The organism is Sporomusa aerivorans (assembly GCF_041428895.1).
GTDB classification, from domain to species: domain Bacteria; phylum Bacillota; class Negativicutes; order Sporomusales; family Sporomusaceae; genus Sporomusa; species Sporomusa aerivorans.
Genome location: NZ_CP156926.1, coordinates 4,738,617 through 4,758,864, shown reverse-complemented (window position 1 = coordinate 4,758,864; position 20,248 = coordinate 4,738,617). Strand labels below are relative to the sequence as shown.

General features: G+C 45.6%; 22 protein-coding genes. 21 read left to right on the top strand and 1 reads right to left on the bottom strand.

Going from position 1 to position 20,248, the window contains the following annotated elements; translation table 11 throughout:
- Positions 1–135 precede the first annotated feature (135 nt).
- Both SATMO3_RS22965 and SATMO3_RS22960 read left to right on the top strand, forming a co-directional pair.
- Positions 136–2,295 (top strand): ATP-dependent RecD-like DNA helicase, encoded by a 2,160-nt coding sequence (locus tag SATMO3_RS22965; RefSeq protein WP_371372090.1) that lies wholly within the window; start codon positions 136–138, stop codon positions 2,293–2,295.
- Positions 2,289–2,948, top strand: a complete 660-nt coding sequence (locus SATMO3_RS22960) for a ComF family protein (protein ID WP_371372089.1) — start codon at positions 2,289–2,291, stop codon at positions 2,946–2,948. The genes SATMO3_RS22965 and SATMO3_RS22960 overlap by 7 nt, the downstream gene beginning before the upstream one ends.
- On the opposite strand, the gene SATMO3_RS22955 is transcribed toward SATMO3_RS22960, so the two are convergent.
- On the bottom strand, positions 2,949–3,551 hold the full coding sequence (locus SATMO3_RS22955; RefSeq protein ID WP_371372088.1) for an HD-GYP domain-containing protein: 603 nt from the start codon (positions 3,549–3,551) through the stop codon (positions 2,949–2,951).
- Positions 3,552–3,814: 263 nt separating this feature from the next.
- Here SATMO3_RS22955 and SATMO3_RS22950 point away from each other — a divergent pair, with 263 nt between their 5' ends.
- The 19 genes from SATMO3_RS22950 to pseF all read left to right on the top strand — a co-directional run bounded on the left by SATMO3_RS22950 (position 3,815) and on the right by pseF (position 20,247).
- Positions 3,815–4,222: a flagellar protein gene (locus tag SATMO3_RS22950; RefSeq protein ID WP_371372087.1), complete on the top strand. Its 408-nt coding sequence runs from the start codon at positions 3,815–3,817 to the stop codon at positions 4,220–4,222.
- A gap of 135 nt (positions 4,223–4,357) precedes the next feature.
- Positions 4,358–4,651: a flagellar biosynthesis anti-sigma factor FlgM gene (gene flgM / locus SATMO3_RS22945; protein ID WP_371372086.1), complete on the top strand. Its 294-nt coding sequence runs from the start codon at positions 4,358–4,360 to the stop codon at positions 4,649–4,651.
- Between the two features lie 18 nt (positions 4,652–4,669).
- The gene (locus tag SATMO3_RS22940; RefSeq protein WP_371372085.1) at positions 4,670–5,167 is read left to right on the top strand and encodes a flagellar protein FlgN; all 498 of its coding nucleotides are present in this window, start codon (positions 4,670–4,672) and stop codon (positions 5,165–5,167) included.
- 52 nt (positions 5,168–5,219) lie between these two features.
- Positions 5,220–7,073, top strand: coding sequence for a flagellar hook-associated protein FlgK (gene flgK, locus SATMO3_RS22935; protein ID WP_371372084.1), 1,854 nt, complete (start codon positions 5,220–5,222; stop codon positions 7,071–7,073).
- A gap of 11 nt (positions 7,074–7,084) precedes the next feature.
- Complete coding sequence (gene flgL / locus SATMO3_RS22930) at positions 7,085–8,389, top strand: flagellar hook-associated protein FlgL (RefSeq protein WP_371372083.1); 1,305 nt, start codon at positions 7,085–7,087, stop codon at positions 8,387–8,389.
- A gap of 77 nt (positions 8,390–8,466) precedes the next feature.
- Positions 8,467–9,027: a DUF6470 family protein gene (locus tag SATMO3_RS22925; RefSeq protein WP_371372082.1), complete on the top strand. Its 561-nt coding sequence runs from the start codon at positions 8,467–8,469 to the stop codon at positions 9,025–9,027.
- A gap of 110 nt (positions 9,028–9,137) precedes the next feature.
- A complete protein-coding gene (gene fliW, locus SATMO3_RS22920) occupies positions 9,138–9,596 on the top strand; it encodes a flagellar assembly protein FliW (protein ID WP_371372081.1) in 459 nt (152 codons plus the stop codon).
- 1 nt (position 9,597) lies between these two features.
- The gene (gene csrA, locus SATMO3_RS22915) at positions 9,598–9,828 is read left to right on the top strand and encodes a carbon storage regulator CsrA (protein ID WP_371372080.1); all 231 of its coding nucleotides are present in this window, start codon (positions 9,598–9,600) and stop codon (positions 9,826–9,828) included.
- Positions 9,829–9,936: 108 nt separating this feature from the next.
- Positions 9,937–10,317 (top strand): flagellar protein FlaG, encoded by a 381-nt coding sequence (locus SATMO3_RS22910; RefSeq protein WP_371372079.1) that lies wholly within the window; start codon positions 9,937–9,939, stop codon positions 10,315–10,317.
- A 24-nt stretch (positions 10,318–10,341) separates the two neighbouring features.
- Entirely contained in the window at positions 10,342–11,844 is a 1,503-nt protein-coding gene (gene fliD, locus SATMO3_RS22905; RefSeq protein ID WP_371372078.1) for a flagellar filament capping protein FliD, read from the top strand.
- Positions 11,845–11,881: 37 nt separating this feature from the next.
- A complete protein-coding gene (gene fliS, locus SATMO3_RS22900) occupies positions 11,882–12,274 on the top strand; it encodes a flagellar export chaperone FliS (RefSeq protein ID WP_371372077.1) in 393 nt (130 codons plus the stop codon).
- A gap of 12 nt (positions 12,275–12,286) precedes the next feature.
- A complete protein-coding gene (locus tag SATMO3_RS22895; protein WP_371372076.1) occupies positions 12,287–12,625 on the top strand; it encodes a hypothetical protein in 339 nt (112 codons plus the stop codon).
- A 319-nt stretch (positions 12,626–12,944) separates the two neighbouring features.
- Positions 12,945–14,168: a flagellin gene (locus SATMO3_RS22890; RefSeq protein ID WP_371372075.1), complete on the top strand. Its 1,224-nt coding sequence runs from the start codon at positions 12,945–12,947 to the stop codon at positions 14,166–14,168.
- 186 nt (positions 14,169–14,354) lie between these two features.
- On the top strand, positions 14,355–16,256 hold the full coding sequence (locus tag SATMO3_RS22885) for a motility associated factor glycosyltransferase family protein (RefSeq protein ID WP_371372074.1): 1,902 nt from the start codon (positions 14,355–14,357) through the stop codon (positions 16,254–16,256).
- 63 nt (positions 16,257–16,319) lie between these two features.
- Positions 16,320–16,514, top strand: a complete 195-nt coding sequence (locus tag SATMO3_RS22880; protein ID WP_371381774.1) for a polysaccharide biosynthesis protein — start codon at positions 16,320–16,322, stop codon at positions 16,512–16,514.
- 288 nt (positions 16,515–16,802) lie between these two features.
- Positions 16,803–17,399: a hypothetical protein gene (locus SATMO3_RS22875; protein WP_371372073.1), complete on the top strand. Its 597-nt coding sequence runs from the start codon at positions 16,803–16,805 to the stop codon at positions 17,397–17,399.
- Between the two features lie 24 nt (positions 17,400–17,423).
- Positions 17,424–18,413, top strand: a complete 990-nt coding sequence (gene pseB / locus SATMO3_RS22870) for a UDP-N-acetylglucosamine 4,6-dehydratase (inverting) (RefSeq protein WP_371372072.1) — start codon at positions 17,424–17,426, stop codon at positions 18,411–18,413.
- Positions 18,410–19,558 (top strand): UDP-4-amino-4,6-dideoxy-N-acetyl-beta-L-altrosamine transaminase, encoded by a 1,149-nt coding sequence (pseC, locus tag SATMO3_RS22865; RefSeq protein WP_371372071.1) that lies wholly within the window; start codon positions 18,410–18,412, stop codon positions 19,556–19,558. Before pseB ends, pseC begins: the two co-directional genes overlap by 4 nt.
- A complete protein-coding gene (gene pseF / locus SATMO3_RS22860) occupies positions 19,555–20,247 on the top strand; it encodes a pseudaminic acid cytidylyltransferase (RefSeq protein WP_371372070.1) in 693 nt (230 codons plus the stop codon). The genes pseC and pseF overlap by 4 nt, the downstream gene beginning before the upstream one ends.
- Position 20,248: the final 1 nt, after the last annotated feature.

Here is a 20,248-nt window from a genome sequence, read left to right as displayed (position 1 = left end):
GATATATATTACTCTGTTCAACCGTGAAAATCCTTCAATTTCCCATAAAAAAATGCAGGACTTTGCCCTAAGGGCTGCGAATACAAAACAGGAACTTATGTTTGGGTTTATCCTTATGTCTGGAGAGTTTATACTGTGGAAAACAAACTGGAAGGTATTGTTGAAAATATAACATTTCAGTCGCCTGACGGCAGTTTCACCGTGTTCCGTTTAAAGCCCGGCGGGGAAAATTCCGTTGTGGCTGTGACCGGGAGTTTTGCCGCGCCGCTGGTGGGGGAGCAGGTCAGCCTGACCGGCGAGTGGGTCGAACATGCCCGCTACGGGCGGCAGTTCAAAGCCGCAAATTGCCGCAGGCTTGCTCCAACCTCTGAACAGGGTATAGAACGTTTTCTGGCCTCAGGCGCCATCAAAGGCATTGGTCCAGCCATGGCCGCCCGGTTGGTAAAACATTTTGGCGGACGTACGCTGGAGATTATCGAACATTTTCCGCACCGCTTAGCTGAGGTAGAGGGGATTGGCGGCAAAAAAGCCCAGCAGATTCGTCAGTCCTTTGCTGAGCAAGCCGAATTAAAGGAAGTCATGCTGTTTCTCGAAATGCACGGTGTTACCGGTGCATATGCGGCCCGGATTTTTGCCTGCTACGGTTCCGACTCGGTGTCTGTCCTGCAGGCAGATCCCTATCGCCTGGCAGAAGAGGTCAAAGGGATTGGCTTTCGTATTGCTGACCAGATAGCCATGGCTCTGAGCTTCGAGCGGGGACATCCATCGCGTTTGGCGGCCGGGGTGCAATTCGCACTTCAGCAAACCGGTATGGCAGGCCATTGTTGTGTGCCTGAGCAGGTGCTTACTGAGGAAACTGCCAGATTGCTTAGCCTGGAAAAAAGTGAGATTGCTGTGATTGTCAGTGAACAAATCAGGCTGGGTAAGTTATATACTGAGGATTTTCACGGCATCACTTTAGTGTATCCGCGCTACCTGTACCGCGCCGAAAGACTGGTGGCGGAACGTCTGCTGCTGCTTAAGGATAAGGCTAAACCACTTAACGGGATTGATAGTCTCGCGCTGGTTAACCAATGGGAGGCTTCGGCCGGGGTTAATCTGGCTGAAGCTCAGCGGGAAGCACTGGCAGCGGCATTGGCTCATGGTGTACTGGTGCTTACCGGTGGCCCGGGGACGGGGAAAACAACTACGGTTAAAGGCATTCTGGCCTTACTGGAGCAACAGGGGGGCAAGATTGTGCTGGGAGCGCCCACCGGCCGGGCGGCTAAACGGCTTGCCGAGACGACAGGACGCGAGGCCATGACTGTTCACCGGCTGCTGGAAGCCGGGGGCGGGGCAGAGGAAGAGCCCATGTTTGCCCGGGACGAGCGTAACCCACTTGATGCCGATGTTGTCATTATAGATGAGACGTCCATGATGGACATGCTACTGATGAGCTGTTTCCTGCAAGCTGTACCGGATGGCTGCAGGGTAGTGCTGGTGGGCGATGTGGACCAATTGCCGGCTGTCGGGCCGGGGGCGGTGCTTAAGGATATTATCCGTTCGGGAGCTATTCCGGTAACAAGATTGACTGAAGTCTTCCGGCAGGCCGGCGAAAGCATGATCGTGCTCAACGCCCACCGTATCAACCGGGCCAGGCTGCCGGAGTGCGGCAGCCGCGATTTTCAGTTCAGGGAAGTGGCCGACAGTGAGGCCGTGGCCAGTGCCATTGTGGATCTCTGTCAAAATGAGCTTTCCCAGGAAGGCTTTGATATCTGGCGCGATGTGCAGGTGCTTTCCCCTATGCACCGCCAGGCCTGCGGGGTTGAGAATCTCAACCGCCTGCTGCAGGCAGCCCTTAATCCCCCGGCCGAAGGTAAAGAATACATCCAGAGCGTCAGCCTAATCCTGCGGGAAGGCGATAAAGTCATGCAGACCCGCAACAACTATACGAAACGGGTATTCAACGGCGATATCGGTTACATTCTGGCCATTGCCGACGGAAAAGTGCTGGTGCGGTATCCGGAGGATGATGTCATGTATGATAAAGGTGAACATGATGAATTGACATTGGCCTATGCCATGAGTGTACACAAGAGCCAGGGAAGTGAATATCCCGTTGTGGTTATGCCGCTTACACCGGGCCATCATATTATGCTGCAGCGCAATTTGCTGTATACGGCCGTGACCCGGGCCAAGGAACGCGTTATTCTTCTCGGATCTCCGGCGGCCCTGAATACGGCCGTCACCAGTGACAGAACCCGCCGGCGCTATTCACTCCTGGCGGAACGCCTGCAGGGCGAGGCTTTATGCTAAAAGAATGGCTGGATGCAGCGCTTGCCATCCTTTTCCCGCAGCGCTGTCCGGCCTGCCGAGCGTGGGCCGACAGCAACCGGGGCTGGTGCCAGGAGTGCCTGAATAAAACGACTAAAACCAGAAAAATCGCGCTAATGCTGCATAAACTGATCTGGCTGGATGAGTGTGTGGTCATTACAGACTATACCGGTCCTGTCCAGCGCCTGATCCGGGATATGAAATTTCGCCATGTTACCCGGCATGCCGGTAAGCTTGCGCAACTGCTGGACCATGCAGTACCTCCCGGCCGCTACGCCGGCGCCGATGCCGTCGTACCTGTGCCGCTGCATGCCGACCGCCAGCAGGAACGGGGCTTTAACCAGACTTCGCTCATCTTTAAATCATGGGCAGTAAGACAAAACTTAAGCTGGCTGGAAGTCCTTGACCGTACGCGGTCCACAGCGCCGCAATGGGAACTAAACCTAAAAGAGCGCCGGAAAAATATTAAAGGCGCGTTTTCCGTAACGCGCCCAGAATTAATTAAGGGAAAGAGTATTTTAGTGGTTGATGATATATTTACCAGCGGCCTGACGATGGAGGAGTGTGCACGGGTGCTCAAAAAAGCCGGAGCTAGTGGTGTAAAAGGGCTCGCGCTGGCAAGCGGGGCGAGGTAATCATCCTAAAGCGTCAATAAAGGCCCGGACAACTTCAGAATCAAATGCTGTGCCGGACAAACTGAGTAGCTCACGGATAGCCTCGTCCTTAGTCTTAACCCAATGCTGCGTGCATGGATTAATAAACCGGTCATAGTGATTAGCCACGGCGATAATACGGGCGCCTAACGGAATATTTACGCCTTTTAGCCGCTTGGGGTAGCCTGTGCCGTCAAAACGTTCATGGTGAAAACGGATATACGGAATAAGCTCCTGGCAGCAAGGAATGTTTTCCAACATACAGCTGCCGGCGTTGCAATGGTTTTTGTACACGCTCATCTCACGGGTTGACAGATAGGGCACCTTTGCCAGCACCTGATTCGGTACCGTGATTTGACCCACATCGTGTAAGAGCGATGCCACACGGATTCGCTCAATCTCTTCCCGGGGTAACCGCATCTTAGCAGCAACACTGACTGCATAATTGGCTACCTGATGGCTGTGCAAAAATAGTTTGGCGTTTTTCAGTTGAATAAGCTGCATAAAATTAGCGATTATGCCGTTGATTGTTTCCGTATCGCCGGCATAAACTTCCGGGTCCTGCATCAGCGTTAGCATATACACGACAAACTGCCTTTCATTGGAGACCAGCCAGTACTTTGGCTAATTTCCATAGTTTAAAAACAAGACTTTTTTAGTCTTACGTTACTTCCGGTGGCTAAAATCCACATAAATAAGCAATGTGATTAATTGGCTAAAAACCGTCATAATCCTGCTTGACATTATAAAAAAATGTCCATTTTTTTTATAAATGAGTCTAAAGACCTAGTAGGCTATTACATAAAAATATTATATAATATATCTAATATGAATAGGGGGGGCAACTCATGGGATTGTCTAATTGCCCGGAATGCGGCAAACTATATGTGGAGAATGCAGCGCGGGTTTGTCCGGAGTGTTATCGCAAACAGGAAGAGGATGCGGAAAAAGTAATTGAATATTTACGCGACATCGATAAGGCAACTCTGGAGGAGATTCACCAGGCGACAGGCGTTAAGCATAAAATAATCCTGCGGCTTTTGCGCAGCGGACGCATTATGGGCAGTGAAATTTCCTATCCCTGTGAAAGCTGTGGAACTTTAATAGCTGAGGGGCGCCTGTGTGATAAATGCAGTAAAAATATCCTGGATCAGATAAAGACCGAGGAGCGGCATCAAGAGCATGAGAAACAATCGGTTTCATCAAAAAACCGGTCACGGATGTATGGGAAGTTTATAGATACCGAAGAGCGTTGAAATCCGGAGTAAAATGATAAATTATTAAGATAATGTTAAAAAAAATACTCTAAATTGGCTGTGGCGGGGATTAATAACCCCGCCATTATTATCGATAATATAATATAGGAATTCCCAAGTGGTGAGGTGCGCGTTATGAATGTCAAGAATATCCAAAACATCGCCAAGATTTATGGCGAACAATCCAAAATGTCCAAATTCTCTAAAGGGCAAAGTTCTACTTCCGCCCAACAGCCGGATGAAGTAATTTTATCAAGTCAGGCCCAGGAATTCAGTCAGATTCTCAGGACTGCAAAAGGGTTGTCTGACGTAAGGGAAGATAAAGTGAAAGAACTATCCGAACAGATTGCTAAAGGTGAATATAAAGTGGACTCCAGAGAACTTGCCGAAAGAATTATTGCTTACTCTAAAAATGAACGTCTGTACTAGTAAGGAGGCTGTTAACCAGTGACAGCTTTGTGGGATAAAATTGTACTTGTTTTGAATCAGACACTTCAGGTTTATCAAGCGCTTCTGCAATTAAGTTCCCAAAAAAAGGGAATTCTTACAGTGGCAAACTCGCAGGAACTTGAACAACTGACGAAACAGGAAGAAATGCTTGTTATTCAAGCCGGCAAGCTGGAAAAAATACGTTTGACAATTATCCAGGAGCTTGCAGCGGGTTTGGGGCTTCCGGCCAGTCAGTTGATACTGTCGACACTTGCTAAGCATGCAGACGGTCCAACGGCCGTTAAACTGATTGAAATTAATAAAACATTTTCTGAAGTTACGAGAGAATTGGCGAAACTTAATAAGCTCAATAGCATGCTTATTAAGCAATCGCTGGATTATGTGAGCTACAATATAAATATTCTCAGTCAGAATAAGGCAGACCCTACTTATGCTCCCCAGGGACAGAATTCACCTGGCAAACCTGGCCGCACGATTTTGGATACTAAGGCGTAAATCTACAGATTGATTGCAGGTGGATGGAGAAGTACACATATGGAGGATAGATATGAGATCGACTTTCGCAGGCTTGAATACTATCGTTTTAGGACTTACTGCCCAAAAATTATCTCTTGATACGGTGGGACACAACGTTGCTAATGCCAATACCGAAGGCTATTCCCGGCAGAGGGTAAATCTTGCTACCGCATTGCCGCAGACTCTTTACGCCGGCAATGGTTCGGTGCAGATTGGCAATGGTGTACTTGCTCAATCTATTGTTCGGATCAGAGACACTTTTGTTGACCAGCAAATGTGGAAAGAATCATCCACACTTGGTTACGGCCAAACTATGCTAGACAACCTGGGGAAAATTGAGGGTGTATTTCAGGAGCCAACAGATACCGGTATGCAGACCGTTTTGGATAAGTTTTGGAAGGCATGGAATACGTTGTCTACGAATGCTTCAGACAACAGTGCCCGTACGGCCCTCAGGGAAAATGGCGTTGCGCTTGTGGACGCGATTCAGCAGGCCAATACCCAGCTCCGCAACCAGATTTCTGATATCAACGATGTCGTTAAAATCCGGGTGGGTTCCGTCAACCAGATTACATCAGAAGTGCTTTCCCTTAACAAACAGATCGTTATGGTGGAAGCCAGCGGCACTGACAACGCCAATGACCTGCGGGACCGACGGGACTATTTGGTAGACCAGTTGTCAAAGATAGTCAATGTGCAGGTAACCGAAGAAACCAATGGCAGCTACACCATTCAATCTTCCGGCGTTACGCTGGTAGATCACAATGGTGTTACAAAATTGGCGACAAAGTCCAGTCAGGATCCGGACTATGGCTATGAAGTTGTGAATGTTGTTACGGCTGCCGGCGAGGTGCCTGTCAGATTTACCAACGGCGAACTGGCAGGACTCATTGATGCGCGGGACAAAACATCTGCCAGCGCAGGCGGCGATCCGCGCGAAAGCGATATTAGCTGCAAAGCTTATTTGAATAAACTGTCGTCCATGAGCCAGTTTTTACTGCAGGAATTTAACGCCGTGCAGCGGGACGGGTATGGCCTGGATGGAGGAACCGGTTACAACTTCTTTGGCGCCAGCGGGAACAGCTCGGCAACAGATTACAATAACTCGGCCAACTATCTGACTCTGTTCGGCTCGACCTCACCAAAAGCGAAAGATTGGATTGACCAACTGCATGTGAATCAAGATCTGTTTGATTCGGTGAACGGCCTTAGCCATATAGCAGCCAAAACTCAGGTGGGGAGCCTGACGATTGCAAAGACTGACCTTGACGCTCCGGCTTTGAGAGTCGGCGGGACCTATCCCAGCGGAGTGGCACTGCCGGCTAGTTATCAGGTTACGGTAAACCGAAACACTCTGGGAATGATAACGGGAGTCAGCTACACTTACACAGATAAGAACGGCACTACTGTGTCTGGCAATGGTACATTGATGCTGAATTCTGCTACTGGAACATCAAAGTATGATCTGGGCGGAATGACGATTACTGTTGACACTACCTACCAAAAAACATGTACATATAAATTTACTACCCTTAGTGAGTCTCAGGGGAATGCCGCAGGAGACAACGCCGTTAATTTAGCTAATCGTTTAAAAGTGGATACTTCCGCCACGCTTACGAATTCTTCGCTCGACACTTTTTACGGTTCCATGATCGGTGCCTTAGGGGTTCAGGCAGATAACGCCGACCGCTTGACAACCAATCAGCAAACCCTGGTCAATCAAATTACCAACTGGCGTTCATCAGTAGCAGGCGTTAACCTTGACGAAGAAATGAGCGACATGATTCGCTTCCAAAAAGGCTATAGTTCGGCAGCCCGCGTATTGACTGCTATGGACGAAATGCTTGATAAACTCATCAACGGCACCGGCGTTGTAGGAAGGTAGGTAACTAATATATGCGAGTAAGTACAAATATGCTGACTTACAATTTCATGTCCAGTCTTAACAAATCCCTTGGACGGCAAACCGATTTGCAGGAAAAACTGTCAGATGGCAAGGCCATCCACCGCCCATCCGATGATCCGGTCAAAGCTGTCAGAAGCCTGCGCTTCAATATAAGCCTGCGAGGCAATGAACAGTATACACAGCATGTTAAAGATGCTCTGTCCTGGATGGAAACCACCGATAGTGCTATGAGTGATCTAAGCTCTCTTACTATCAGAGCCAAAGAGCTGGTGGTAAAAGCCGTTTCTCCCAATCCGGATATGGCCCTGGATGCGATAGCTCAGGAATTAGATGGGGTTATCAATCAAATGGTGCAGATTGGCAATACCAAGATCGGTGATCGTTATGTATTTGCCGGGCAGAATGACAAAGTGCAGCCGCTTCAGCGCAGAATGGTAACAAACCCTGACGGGACACAGACTGAGGCCGTTGTATACACAGGAGATAACAATAAAATTTCCATGCGTACCCAGGACGGTAGCGTAACGCCAACGCAGGACAGTGTAAATCTTACTGGCGAACAAGCTTTTGGCCCCTTAAATGTAGTCTCGGAAAATGGTCAAGATGTGAAAACCGTTGAGATTTTGAATAATCTGATCAAGATAAAGAACGTTTTACAGGGTATAAGCGATCCGTCCACAAATCCCGCGGATGTGCAAGCTTTGACCAAGAGCAATCCTGTGGGTGGCGATATCACAAAATCTTCAACAGAAGAACATAATGCATTTATCTTGAGATTTGATGAGATTACCGGCGGACTGCCGACTAAAGTGTCATACTCCATTGATGGAGGGGTTACCTGGGAGAGCAGTGATGCAATTCCCCCTAAAATTAGTGTCAGCGGCGGCATTGTCACACTGACCGATTCGAAGGGCTTGGGTTCAGCCAATCCAGTTGTGTATACACTGGCTGCAGATACTGATAACAAGTCCGGCGACACCTACACACTGCCTATTTCAGCAGGCGGCAGGGATTTGGAATGGCTCTCCAAAGTAGGTCTTTATATGGTGGATAATGCCCACAACCATCTTCTCCAAGCCCAGACCGAGATTGGGGCGCGCATGTCCATGTATACTCAGGCTGAAGCTCTTCTGGAAAAGAATAATGTCATTATTACTGGTGATGTGGCGGCAAATGAAGATCTTGACATTCCCAAAGCTTTGGTTGAATATAAAACCAGTGAAAGCGTATACCGTACTGCTTTGGCGATCGGTGCCAAGCTTATGCCGCCCAGTTTGGCGGATTTCCTGAATTAAGTTCTACGTGATGACTGTCATTGCGAGCGCAGCGTGGCAATCTTCTTATTCTTGTATATCGGGCAGGGGGCGCTCTGATGCTTGTACTAAATATCTCCCGACAATATGCAAAAATCGATATAACCACCACCCGGGCCGAGATGAATATGACTACTACCCGTCCCGAGCTTGTGATCGACACCGAACCGGCAACTGTCGAAATTTCGCAGCCCAAAGGTGAACTGGAAATCGACTGGGATCCTTTTCGTGCCTCATACGGCATAAAGACAAGCAGTCAATTTTCGCGGGACTGCGCAGATCTTGGGCGGCAGGCAGCCCTGGAAGCTATCGGCCGCATAGCGGAAGAAGGCAACCGTATGGCGCAAATTGAATCCGGCGAAGATGCCCCGGTTGTCATGTCAGCCGAGTCCACAATGCAGCCGGCGCCGGAAGTGGTCTGGTCATGGCTGGCACCGCCGGACATCCACTATACCGCTCATCAGCCGGTTTTTAACCCGTCACCTGGTTCTCTTCGCTATGATTTTGTGCGGGGCACATTAAATATGAATTACCAGCCGGCCCAGATCAACATCCGAATGGCTCAGTATCCGAGTCTAAAAATGTGGATAACAGATAACTCGCTTGATGTTCATACATAAAGTTATCAAAAATAGTTTTATACACGCAGTGCATATTTATTAAGTGTTGGGCAGAGCGACATCTCTGTCCAACACTTGCATATCATCTATAGAGTGCTAGGAGGCTGTTCATGTTAATACAATCTGCTCGTTTTGGCGAATTGGATATTGATGATAGCGACATCATCCATTTTACGCATGCTTTGCCCGGCTTTCCGGACGAAAAAACGTTTGCGTTTCTGCCTTTACAGCCTGATAGTCCCTTTGCTTTTTTGCAATCCACAGTTGAACCCAATCTAACCTTTGTAATCGTAGAACCATTTACCTTTTTCAAAGAGTACAGTTTTAACCTTGATGAAGGTATTGTCGCGGAACTGGGGTTGTCTGACGATAATACGCCAAGAATATTTAATATTGTCCGTATTCCGGAGAAAACCGATGAGATGACAGCCAATCTTTTAGCTCCTATCCTTATCAACTGGAATAGTCGCAAGGCTATGCAAATCGTTTTGGAAAAAACCGCGTATACCGTGCGGCACCGGCTCTTTCCGCAAGGGTTGCCTGACTATACACGTGAAGGGGGTAAGTAACTTGCTGGCACTTACCCGTAAAATTGGTGAACAGATCGTGATTGGGGATAATGTTGTCTTGACGATTGTCGATATAAAAGGTGATAGCATCCGGGTCGCCATTGAAGCACCAAAAGATATAAAAATATACCGGGGCGAAATATATGAGACCATTGTTGCCGCGAACAAACAGTCTGCTCAATCCGGAGATTTAAATAAGCTGGATATATTAAAAGGAATAAGATTGCCTTGACCTCGTTTTTTTATCTCTCTTACGAATTAATTTCAAAAAAATTCTAAGGGTTTAACTATTTTATCCGATAATATTTATAGAATAGCAAATATTGACGAGGTGGTTAGAGTGGAAATTAATGCCGGCGATTCTTTTGTAAATATCTCAACGACTTACACCCCAACCAAAGTGGTTGGTAGTGCAGAGAATACGGATATAAAGGCTGCAGGGGCTGAGTCAGTTTCTGAAAACAACAAAAGGATGAGTACTGAAGAACGGGAGATGTCCAAAGCGGAAATCGAGAAAACAACTGGTGATATGAATAAAATTATGCAGTTGTTACACGCCAATCTCAAATTTTCTTTGCATGAGGAAACTCAGCGGTTAATGGTGCAGCTTGTTGATATAAAAGACAACAAAGTCTTAAAAGAATTTCCACCGCACCAACTCTTGGATACCCTTGCGGCCATCCGGGAGTATGTTGGCATATTGCTTGACAAGAAAGTATAAAAATGAATCCAGGGAGGGATTACTATGGGATTGCGCACTTACGGTCTCAGCGGGTCAGGGATTGACGTAGACCAAATGGTCAAAGACTTAATGAAAGCGCAACGGACAAGATATGATTCACTAGCGCAAAAGCAAACTCAGCTTGAATGGAAAAAAGCTGACTTTAACACCATGTATACGGCTGTCAACGAGTTCCGCAACACTGTTTTTAACTATAAACTAAGCAACACTGTGGCTCCCAGGACGGTCTCATCGCAGAATGAATCAATTGTAAAAGCAACTGCTAATGCAGAGGCAACAAATGTAAATCACACCGTCACCGTGTACAAGCTGGCCCAGGGGGTAACTTTATCCAGTAGCGCGCAGCTTAGTGACTACAAAGCAACTCTAACTGACCAGTTTGGCGCAGCTTTGCCAAGCGGGGATATTGTGTTGAATATTTCTGATGGCAAATCCAGTAAGGAAATAACGGTAAATAAAGATGGTAGTCTGAATGATTTAGTAAGTCAGATAAACACTGCTGGAATTGATGTTCAAGCCAACTATGACGCAACACTTGGCAGATTTTTTCTGTACAGCAAAAATACCGGCTCAACTGCGAAAATAGACTTTACAAGCAGCAATGCGGACGGTTTGACATTTTTAAAAGATGTCTTAAACATTCAACCAGAGACAACGACTGGAACTGCCAGCTATGCCGGGTCAGATGCCAAGTTTTCCTTGGACGGTGTAGGTACGGAAGCTGCGCCGTTACAAAAGAGCAGCAATACGTTTACCATTTCCGGCGTCACTTATGAGCTTAAAGGCGAAGGTACCACCACTGTTGCCATTAAACCTGACAATGATAAGGCTATTGCCAATGTTAAGGCGTTTGTGGATGCGTATAATAATCTTTTGAGCAAATTGAACGGTGAAATTTCGGAAAAACGTTACAAAGATTTCTTACCGCTGACTTCCGACCAAAAATCAGCCATGAGTGAATCGGATATTAAAACGTGGGAAGAAAAGGCTAAAAGCGGCATGCTGCGCAATGATCCTATTCTCAGGAATTTAGTCAGTAAAGTACGTAATGATATTGCCAGTCCCATCGCGGGATTATCAGGAGATTATAAATCTTTGGCCTCCATAGGTATCACCACCGGGGAAGATTATCTTGAAAATGGTAAACTATATATTGATGAAACCAAATTGAAAAAAGCATTAGAGGCAGAGCCGGATGTGGTGAATAAACTGTTTGCCACGACCGGTGACAAAAGCAGTCAGCAAGGCGTTGCCGTCAGAATGTACGATAGCCTCAAAGGCGCTATGGATGAGATTACCACAGAAGCCGGCTTTAGCGCTACGACGAAAGATGACACTAAAAGCACCCTGGCTAAAATGATAAATGATTATAGTAAGCAGATGACGGCTCTTAACAGTCGGCTGCAGGATATGGAAACTCGCTACTATAAACAATTTGATGCCATGGAAGTGGCTTTAAATAAGATTACGCAGCAAAGCAACTGGTTGACGCAGCAGTTAGGTTAAAGTGCGTAACCGACTAGAAAGCAGGAGGGCTAACTTTATGAATGCTGCAAACACTGCTAACACTTATAAAAACCAGCAGATTATGACGGCATCTCCCGAAGAATTGACGCTGATGCTGTACAATGGGGCCATTCGCTTTGTTGCAGAGAGTATACTGTCTTTGGAACAGGGAGATATTGAAAAGTCAAGTAATGCTAACCAGCGGGCGCAGGATATTGTCCGCGAATTTATGTGTACTTTAGACATGCAGTACGAAATATCGCAAGGGTATTTTAAGCTGTATGACTATATAGAGTACCGGTTAGTTCAAGCTAATATTAAAAAGGATAAAAATCAGTTGGCAGAGGCTAAAAGCCTGCTAACTGAACTGCGTGACACCTGGGTTCAGGCTATGAAACTGGCCAGAACCCAGCGGGCTGCGGCCAGGTAGGAAGTGACCGTTATGACAGAAGAGAAAAAAAAAGCCAGGGATCTTTGGCAGAACTATGCGCTTTTGACGCAGGAGATTGCCAAATTTATTCACAAAAATGACTGGGATCTTGTCATAGAACTGTTGAGTCAACGTGACAAGCTGCAAAAACTTATCGAAGCGGCTCCTGAGGATGGCTATAAAGCAACCTCAGAAGGACAGGAATTACTACAGTCTATCAGAACACAGAACGGTGTGATTGCTGTCTGTTTACAGCGTCTGTATAACAACGCTCAGCGTAGCCAGCAGGTTTCCCAGGCGTATGAGCAAATGGCAACTTTTTCAGGATCTTTCATGGACCGGAACAGCTGACGGGGCTGCAAATAAATTACGGCTATTTACCAGGAGGAACGGCGTGGATAAATTCAATCCCGCCGTTCCTTTTTCAATGTAACTATCAAAATTGCATATCGGCTGGTTTTCAGCCTCTGGATTTCTAAATAAATAACCAATAAATTTTTAAATAAAATTCTAATAAACGACTTAAGTTCCCCGCTAACTTTCCCGATATAATTAGTGATCAATTCAGTAGCTTATACCCACTGAACCGGCCGGGCAGCGGGTAAGAACTGAATAAAAACAAGCCGGGCATGGACGCCTGAGCATAAATATCAAGGAGGAAAAAATCACCATGATTATTAATCACAACATGTCAGCTCTGAACACCCTGCGTCAAATGGGTACTAATGAAAAGGCTACTTCTAACTCATTAGAGAAATTATCTTCAGGCCTTCGCATCAACCGCGCCGGCGATGATGCAGCCGGTTTGGCCATCTCCGAAAAAATGCGCGGTCAGATCCGCGGCTTGGATCAAGCTTCCCGTAACGCCCAAGACTCCATCTCCCTGATTCAAACTGCTGAAGGCGGTCTGAACGAGACTCACAGCATTCTTCAACGGATGCGGGAACTGGCTGTACAGGCTTCGACTGATACCAATACCACTACTGACAGAAAAGCTCTGCAAGACGAAATGAAGCAGTTGACTGCAGAAATTGACCGAATTGCTAACACCACTGAGTTCAATACCAAGAAACTGCTGAATGGCGATTTGAAGGGTGCTACTGACCTAGTTAAAGGTTCGATGAGTTTAGAGTCAACGTTTGCTAATGGTAGTGTAAAGTTGACAATCAGTGCTATCAGCAACACGGAACTTCTTCTCAGTGCTAGTGATGTTATTCATATTAATGTTGTAGATGGAAAAGACAGTGGAACTACTGCATTTAAGTTTTCGGCTTCTACAGTTCTAGGGAAGATTGCTTCTGGCAAGGTGTTCATTAGTGCTATGTCTAGTGGTACGATCACAATTTCAGCTACTAAACTGGTAACGAGTACTGGTGCAACGTCTGCGGTTACTATTACTATCAGTGTAGCTGGTGCTGATAAGCTTAAGGCTGGCGATAGCATAACAATTTCAGTAAAAGCGGTTGAAAAGGCTGAAAATGGTAATAGTGCGGCTATTGCCCAAATTGGTGCAAATTCTGGTCAAAACCTGCAAATTGGCATTAAAAATATGAGTTCCCAAGAAATCGGTGTGCGGGATACAAATGGTGATGCTCTTGATCTTACTGATCAGAAGAAAGCAGACGGTGCCATCTTCTTGGTAAACAGTGCATTGGAAAGAGTTTCCACAGAGCGTTCCAAGCTGGGTGCTCTCCAAAACAGATTGGAGCATACCATTAACAACCTCGGAACTTCTTCGGAAAACCTGACTGCAGCTGAGTCCCGTATCCGCGACGTAGACATGGCTAAAGAAATGACTACTTTCCAGAAAAACAATATCCTCAACCAAGCCGCCCAAGCTATGTTGGCACAAGCCAATCAACAGCCGCAAGGCGTTCTGCAATTACTCCGGTAATTGCAGAAATTGAGGTAAATGAAATAATGAATAAAATGGCTGATCGTAATGGTCAGCCATTTTATAGTATTATGGTTGAATTATAAATAGTTGCTTGTCCATTTTTGATTTTAAAAGTTTTTAGCCTTTTGCGTAAAGACTTTTGAGATGAGCAATGAACCAACAAAAAAAAGGAGTAATCAATCCATGATAACAAAAATATTGCAGAAAAACATAGAAGCCATCGGTAGCAGCGCCCCATTTCTCTTGAATGAACTGTTGCCGCTAAATTTTGAAGAAATTGGGGACGGGATAGCCGAAGAAATTGCCGCCAGTGGTAGCCGGGATATTTATTTTTGCCATGATAATAACCGGTATTTGCTGCATAGCAGTTATGATCCGGCAGGCGAGGCAGAGCGAATTGTCAAGCAGGCACCGGCAAATAAGGATTGCTTGTTCGTGGTGTACGGCCTGGGTCTGGGCTTGCACCTCAGGGAGCTAAAGCAGCGCATCTCCTCCGGCAGCAAGGTTATCGTTATTGAACACAATGTTGATGTGGTAAAATATGTGCTGGGCAATTTTGATGTTTCAGACCTTTTCAAGAAAGGGCAGTTTCTGTTACTGTTTGGCGATCAAGAACAGCTTGGTAAAATGAACGCCTATTTAGGTGGATTGAATTATTATACTCTGGTACATAATCTGCAGGTATTGATGTTGCCCAATTATTATGTATATGCAAAAGAAAATCAAGCTGTGTTCAAGCAGATTACCACACTCCTGAATAATACATTTATTGCATTAGGCAACGATTTGGAGGATAAGTTTATCGGTTTTGACAATATGTGCCGCAATACAGAAGCCATTATGAGCAGTAATTCCATTGAGGATATAAAAGATAAATATACCAATGTGCCTGCCATCATTGTAGCTTCCGGGCCGTCGCTGGACAAAAATATTGAGTATCTAAAAGAGGCCAATGGCAAAGCCTTGATCATTGCCTGTGATGCCAGTATGAGAGCCTGCGACCGGCATGGGGTGCGGCCTGATGCCATTGCCAGTATTGAACGGGTGGAGCCCACCTATTCGTTTTATTATAAGGACAGAACCTTCCCGGAGGATTTGGTACTCTTAGGACCTGGTTCGTTATGGCCGGCCATTTATGAAGAATATCCCGGGAAAACCATCATTATGTCACGTAATAATGGCGGTTTTGAACAGTTATGGATGTCTGCCTGCGAAAATTTTAAGTTTCTCGGTCAGGGGAGTTCTTGTGCCACTGTAGCTTTTGGGGTAGCAAGAGCGGCTGGCTGCAATCCCATTATTCTGATTGGTCAGGATCTGGCCTATACCAGCGGTAAAAAGCATAGTGATCTGACCCATACAGAGCATGAAGGTGCTAATGATGAACGGGATTCCACGACAGGGATATATGTGGAGGATTATGAGGGTAATCTCCTGCAATCAAGTTATGTGTTCAAAATGTTCAAGGAATGGTATGAGCTTAATATTGCCCAAAACCGCGATTTGAAGGTCGTTGATGCCACCGAGGGGGGGGCGTATATCAAAGGGACGACCCTAATGACGCTGAGAGAGGCTATTGATCGCTATTGCCAGGAGCCTGTCGGCAAACGGCTGATAGACTGCCTGCCTGATCAAAGACCGGGGGAAGGCGCCAGCCTGAAGAAATATGAAAAACTCCTTAGGTCTCTGAACAAAGACTTGGGCATATTGCGAAAAATCCAAAAGAATACAGTCGAACATATGAAGCGGCTTTCAGAGGTGGATAAGAGCCTGAGCGAAGAATCAAGCGAAGAAGAATTAATAACAGCAGTACGCAAGCTGCAGCGGGGAGATAAGATTATTAGGCAGATTGGTGAAGCTGGTTCGGCAGGCGACTACTTCACGCCTATTATTGTGCCGACAATTATGGAGGTAAAAAGGCTGGGCAATGAATTGACGCTGGAGAATGTTAAACGAAATTGTTTCCTGCAGTACAACCTGATGTTCATGATTGCCAATAGTGTTGATGTGATCAACAAGGAGTACGGCAACGCGCAGGAAATATTGACGGAAAAAAGGCAACAGTTTAAATCGGCAGTAGCGGAATGACAAATAATTAAAGCAGAAAGAGTTGGAGAGGTGGTATAATCAGTATTTTTTTACAGGCAAAAAATACTGATTATTGGCGGCATGGCGGCCATGAAATATGTACCGGCTTGTGAGTACAATCCGTATGAAGCTGTGAAAACCAATATTATCAGCACACAGAATGCTATTGTAGCAGCGTTTAATGCAGTTGTTATTAAAGAAACTACCAATAAGTTAAGTATTAATGCAGACTATATTGAGATCCAAGAAGGTGCTTGAGCTCAGGCGAAAAGATGTATGAAGAATTGATGACAAATCGAAGAAGCCAAAGATGCCTTTGAACTATCTGATATGGTTGGCATTCCTAATATGTTTTTACAAAGAGAGATCTCTATTCTGGGGTTAAAAAGGCCATTCAAAAAAGTTATGTCAGTCGCCAAGAACTTCTGGCAATGCTGCAAGAAAACGGACTTATATAATTGTACTTGTTTTGTTTTTCTAATGCTTTTGCCGCGTAAAAGGGGCGGTTGGTGAACCCGCCTTATTTTTTAGAATGGGAGTATGAGCATGCAGATTAAAATATTGGATAAAGTGTTCGAATGCGAGAATCAGATTATTGCGATTGGAACTATATTTGATCAGGTTCAGCAACTACTGGCTCAGTCTAATACTAGTCCTAGCAGCTTTGAAATAGACGGTGTGGAACTATATTCCGGATATGATCAATATATAATGGATCATATCGAAGATATCAAAATAATTGTTATAAATGTTAAAACTCTTAAGGAATTAATGGATAATACTCTTAGCTCCATTCAAGAATACTTAGTTAGGGTGATTCCAGAGATAGATAAAATGGTAGATGAATTTTATCAGGGAGTAAGCCAAAATACTTGGGATAAGTTTTCCCAGTTAACGGAAGGATTACAATTCATTATTGACAGTTTAAATACTATTGGTGATAATCAGAGCTGGTATTACAATGCATACCAGTTTGAGTTTGTAAAACAAAACCTGTTAAAGCAAATCCTCATGCTGCAAGAAGCTATAGAAAGTCAGGATCGTGTCAAATTAAGTGATGTACTTCTGTATGAAATTATTCCTTCGTTTAAGACGCTGGCTAAGGAGATAACAGTTAACGTCGAATATGGACAAGTACAATAAATTGAACAATGCTGGAGTGATTGGATGTTTAATAATAAATCAATTTTAGTTACGGGTGGTACAGGCTCGTTTGGCAGGAAATTTATTGAAATTTTATTGAAAAAATATAATCCGAAAAAGGTCATTGTGTTTTCCCGGGATGAATTGAAGCAGTTTGAAATGCAGCAGAGCTTTAATCAGTCCTGCATGCGCTATTTTATTGGTGATGTACGGGATGAATACCGATTAGAACAAGCTATGTACGGCTTGGATTATGTGGTGCATGCCGCTGCCTTAAAACAGGTGCCGGCCGCAGAATACAATCCCATGGAATGTATTAAGACCAATGTCAATGGCGCGCAGAATGTTATCAATGCGGCGATAACCTGCGGCGTAAAAAAAGTGATTGCCCTGTCTACCGATAAGGCCGCCAACCCTATTAACCTGTATGGGGCCACCAAACTTTGCTCGGACAAATTATTTACGGCTGCCAATAATCTGGTAGGCGACCGTCCGACAAGATTTGCTGTGGTGCGCTATGGCAACGTGGTCGGCTCACGCGGTTCGGTGGTGCCTTTCTTCAAAAATCTTATCAGACAAGGTGCCACAGAGCTGCCAATCACCGATGTACGTATGACCCGCTTCTGGCTCAAATTAGAGGACGGTGTGGATTTTGTCCTGAAAAGCTTTGCCCGGATGCAGGGGGGGGAAACCTTTGTCCCCAAGATCCCTTCCATGCGTATTATGGATTTAGCAGAAGCAATTGCGCCGGGCGTGCGAACAAAAATTATCGGTATTCGCCCAGGAGAAAAATTACATGAAATTATGTGTCCGTCCGATTCTTACTATGAGACACTGGAATTTGCAGACCATTATGTCATTCAACCGAGTATTAATTTTGCTCATGACACTGATTATACGAAAAATGCGATAGGGGAAACGGGGAAGCCGGTAGTAGACGGATTTGAGTATAATTCGGGGACAAATCCTCATTTCTTGACAACAGCAGAATTAAGAGAGATGAATAATTTATGATATTCTACGGCAAGCAGCATGTAAATCAGCAGGATATCCAGGCCGTGATTGCTGTTCTCCAATCCGATTTCCTTACCCAGGGCCCTACTATCGAGAAGTTTGAACAACGTGTGGCCGCTTACTGTGGCGCGAAATATGCCGTAGCGGTGACCAATGCCACGGCGGCGCTGCATATCGCCTGCCTGGCAGCCGGGCTTAAAACCGGCGATGTCCTCTGGACAAGCCCCAATACCTTTGTGGCCTCGGCGAACTGCGGGCGCTACTGCGGGGCAGATGTAGACTTTGTGGATATCGATAACGATACCTATAACCTAAGTGCGTATAAGCTTGCGGAAAAATTAGCCAAGGCAGAGGTTAGGCCCAAGGCTGTGATCCCGGTGCATTTTTCCGGCCAGTCCTGTGAGATGGAACAGATCCATGCCCTGGCGAAGCAATACGGTTTTCTGGTTATCGAAGATGCTTCCCATGCCATCGGCGCCGGCTATCAGGGCGCTAAAGTCGGTTCATGCCGGTATTCCGACATGACGGTATTCAGTTTTCATCCGGTAAAAATCATCACTACCGGTGAGGGCGGCATGGTTGTAACCAATCAGGAAGCCTTGTATAAGAAGTTGCTGCTATACCGCAGCCATGGTATTACCAGGGACGAAGCCTTATTGCAAGGAGCATCAGACGGCCCCTGGTATTACCAGCAACTTGCCCTGGGCTTTAATTACCGGATGACTGACCTGCAGGCGGCGTTAGGCTATAGCCAGATGGACCGGCTGGATGAATTTGTTGTCCGGCGCAGGTATTTGGCAGACCGCTATAACCGGCTATTACAAGGCTTGCCGCTGAAACTGCCTTATCAGGATTTGGCTGCAAACTCAGCCTGGCATATTTATGTAGTAAGGTTGGACTTGACGAAAGTTAGATTATCTAAGCAAGAAATTTTTGCTAAGATGCGAGAAAAGGAAATAGCGTTGAATCTGCATTATATTCCTGTACATACGCAGCCATACTATCGGCAGCTTGGCTTTAATGCTGGAGATTTTCCGAATAGTGAGCAATATTATAAAGAGGTATTTACCTTGCCGCTTTATTATGGTTTAACTGATGAACAACAAGATCAGGTGGTAAAAGCCTTGAAAGAGGTTTTGAAATGAGCAGTATCGCGATTATAACTGCACGCGGCGGCAGTAAACGTATACCGAGAAAGAATATCAAAGAATTTTGCGGCAAACCGATTATTGCCTATTCTATACAAGCTGCATTAGAGAGTAATTTATTTGAAGAAGTTATGGTATCGACCGATGATCAGGAAATTGCTGAAATTGCCATTTCTTATGGTGCTAAAGTCCCTTTTTATCGTAGTGAGAAAACGTCGGATGATTATGCGGTAACAGCAGATGTGCTGCGGGAAGTGCTGGCTGAATACAAAGACATAGGCAAGTCATTTACCTGGCTGTGTTGTATCTATCCGACAGCCCCCTTTGTGACTGCCGGTAAGCTACAGGCTGCGTTTACCAGCCTCCAGGCGGCCGGTGCAGATGCCTTAGTTCCGGTTGTGAAATTTTCTTATCCGCCGCAAAGGTGTTTTTTTATAAAAAATAATAATTTAGCGTATAAATGGCCGGAGTATATAAAGACAAGATCACAGGATTTAGAACCGTTTTATCATGATGCGGGACAATTTTATTTTGTGAAAACCAATGTTTTTGAAGATAAATTTACACTAGTTCCAGAAGCTACAATTCCATGCCTTTTGGACGAAATGGAAGTACAAGATATAGACACTATAGATGACTGGGAGATTGCTGAAATAAAATATCAGGCAATGATAAGCAGGAGGTAGT

Excerpts from the sequence above, each read along its gene's own strand:
- flgL (WP_371372083.1), top strand. The coding sequence starts at position 7,085 with ATGCGAGTAAGTACAAATATGCTGACTTACAATTTCATGTCCAGTCTT.
- pseB (WP_371372072.1), top strand. The coding sequence starts at position 17,424 with ATGTTTAATAATAAATCAATTTTAGTTACGGGTGGTACAGGCTCGTTT.
- SATMO3_RS22925 (WP_371372082.1), top strand. The coding sequence starts at position 8,467 with ATGCTTGTACTAAATATCTCCCGACAATATGCAAAAATCGATATAACC.
- SATMO3_RS22890 (WP_371372075.1), top strand. The coding sequence starts at position 12,945 with ATGATTATTAATCACAACATGTCAGCTCTGAACACCCTGCGTCAAATG.
- pseF (WP_371372070.1), top strand. The coding sequence starts at position 19,555 with ATGAGCAGTATCGCGATTATAACTGCACGCGGCGGCAGTAAACGTATA.
- pseC (WP_371372071.1), top strand. The coding sequence starts at position 18,410 with ATGATATTCTACGGCAAGCAGCATGTAAATCAGCAGGATATCCAGGCC.
- SATMO3_RS22960 (WP_371372089.1), top strand. The coding sequence starts at position 2,289 with ATGCTAAAAGAATGGCTGGATGCAGCGCTTGCCATCCTTTTCCCGCAG.
- fliW (WP_371372081.1), top strand. The coding sequence starts at position 9,138 with ATGTTAATACAATCTGCTCGTTTTGGCGAATTGGATATTGATGATAGC.
- SATMO3_RS22950 (WP_371372087.1), top strand. The coding sequence starts at position 3,815 with ATGGGATTGTCTAATTGCCCGGAATGCGGCAAACTATATGTGGAGAAT.
- fliD (WP_371372078.1), top strand. The coding sequence starts at position 10,342 with ATGGGATTGCGCACTTACGGTCTCAGCGGGTCAGGGATTGACGTAGAC.
- SATMO3_RS22885 (WP_371372074.1), top strand. The coding sequence starts at position 14,355 with ATGATAACAAAAATATTGCAGAAAAACATAGAAGCCATCGGTAGCAGC.
- flgM (WP_371372086.1), top strand. The coding sequence starts at position 4,358 with ATGAATGTCAAGAATATCCAAAACATCGCCAAGATTTATGGCGAACAA.
- SATMO3_RS22875 (WP_371372073.1), top strand. The coding sequence starts at position 16,803 with ATGCAGATTAAAATATTGGATAAAGTGTTCGAATGCGAGAATCAGATT.
- flgK (WP_371372084.1), top strand. The coding sequence starts at position 5,220 with ATGAGATCGACTTTCGCAGGCTTGAATACTATCGTTTTAGGACTTACT.
- fliS (WP_371372077.1), top strand. The coding sequence starts at position 11,882 with ATGAATGCTGCAAACACTGCTAACACTTATAAAAACCAGCAGATTATG.
- SATMO3_RS22895 (WP_371372076.1), top strand. The coding sequence starts at position 12,287 with ATGACAGAAGAGAAAAAAAAAGCCAGGGATCTTTGGCAGAACTATGCG.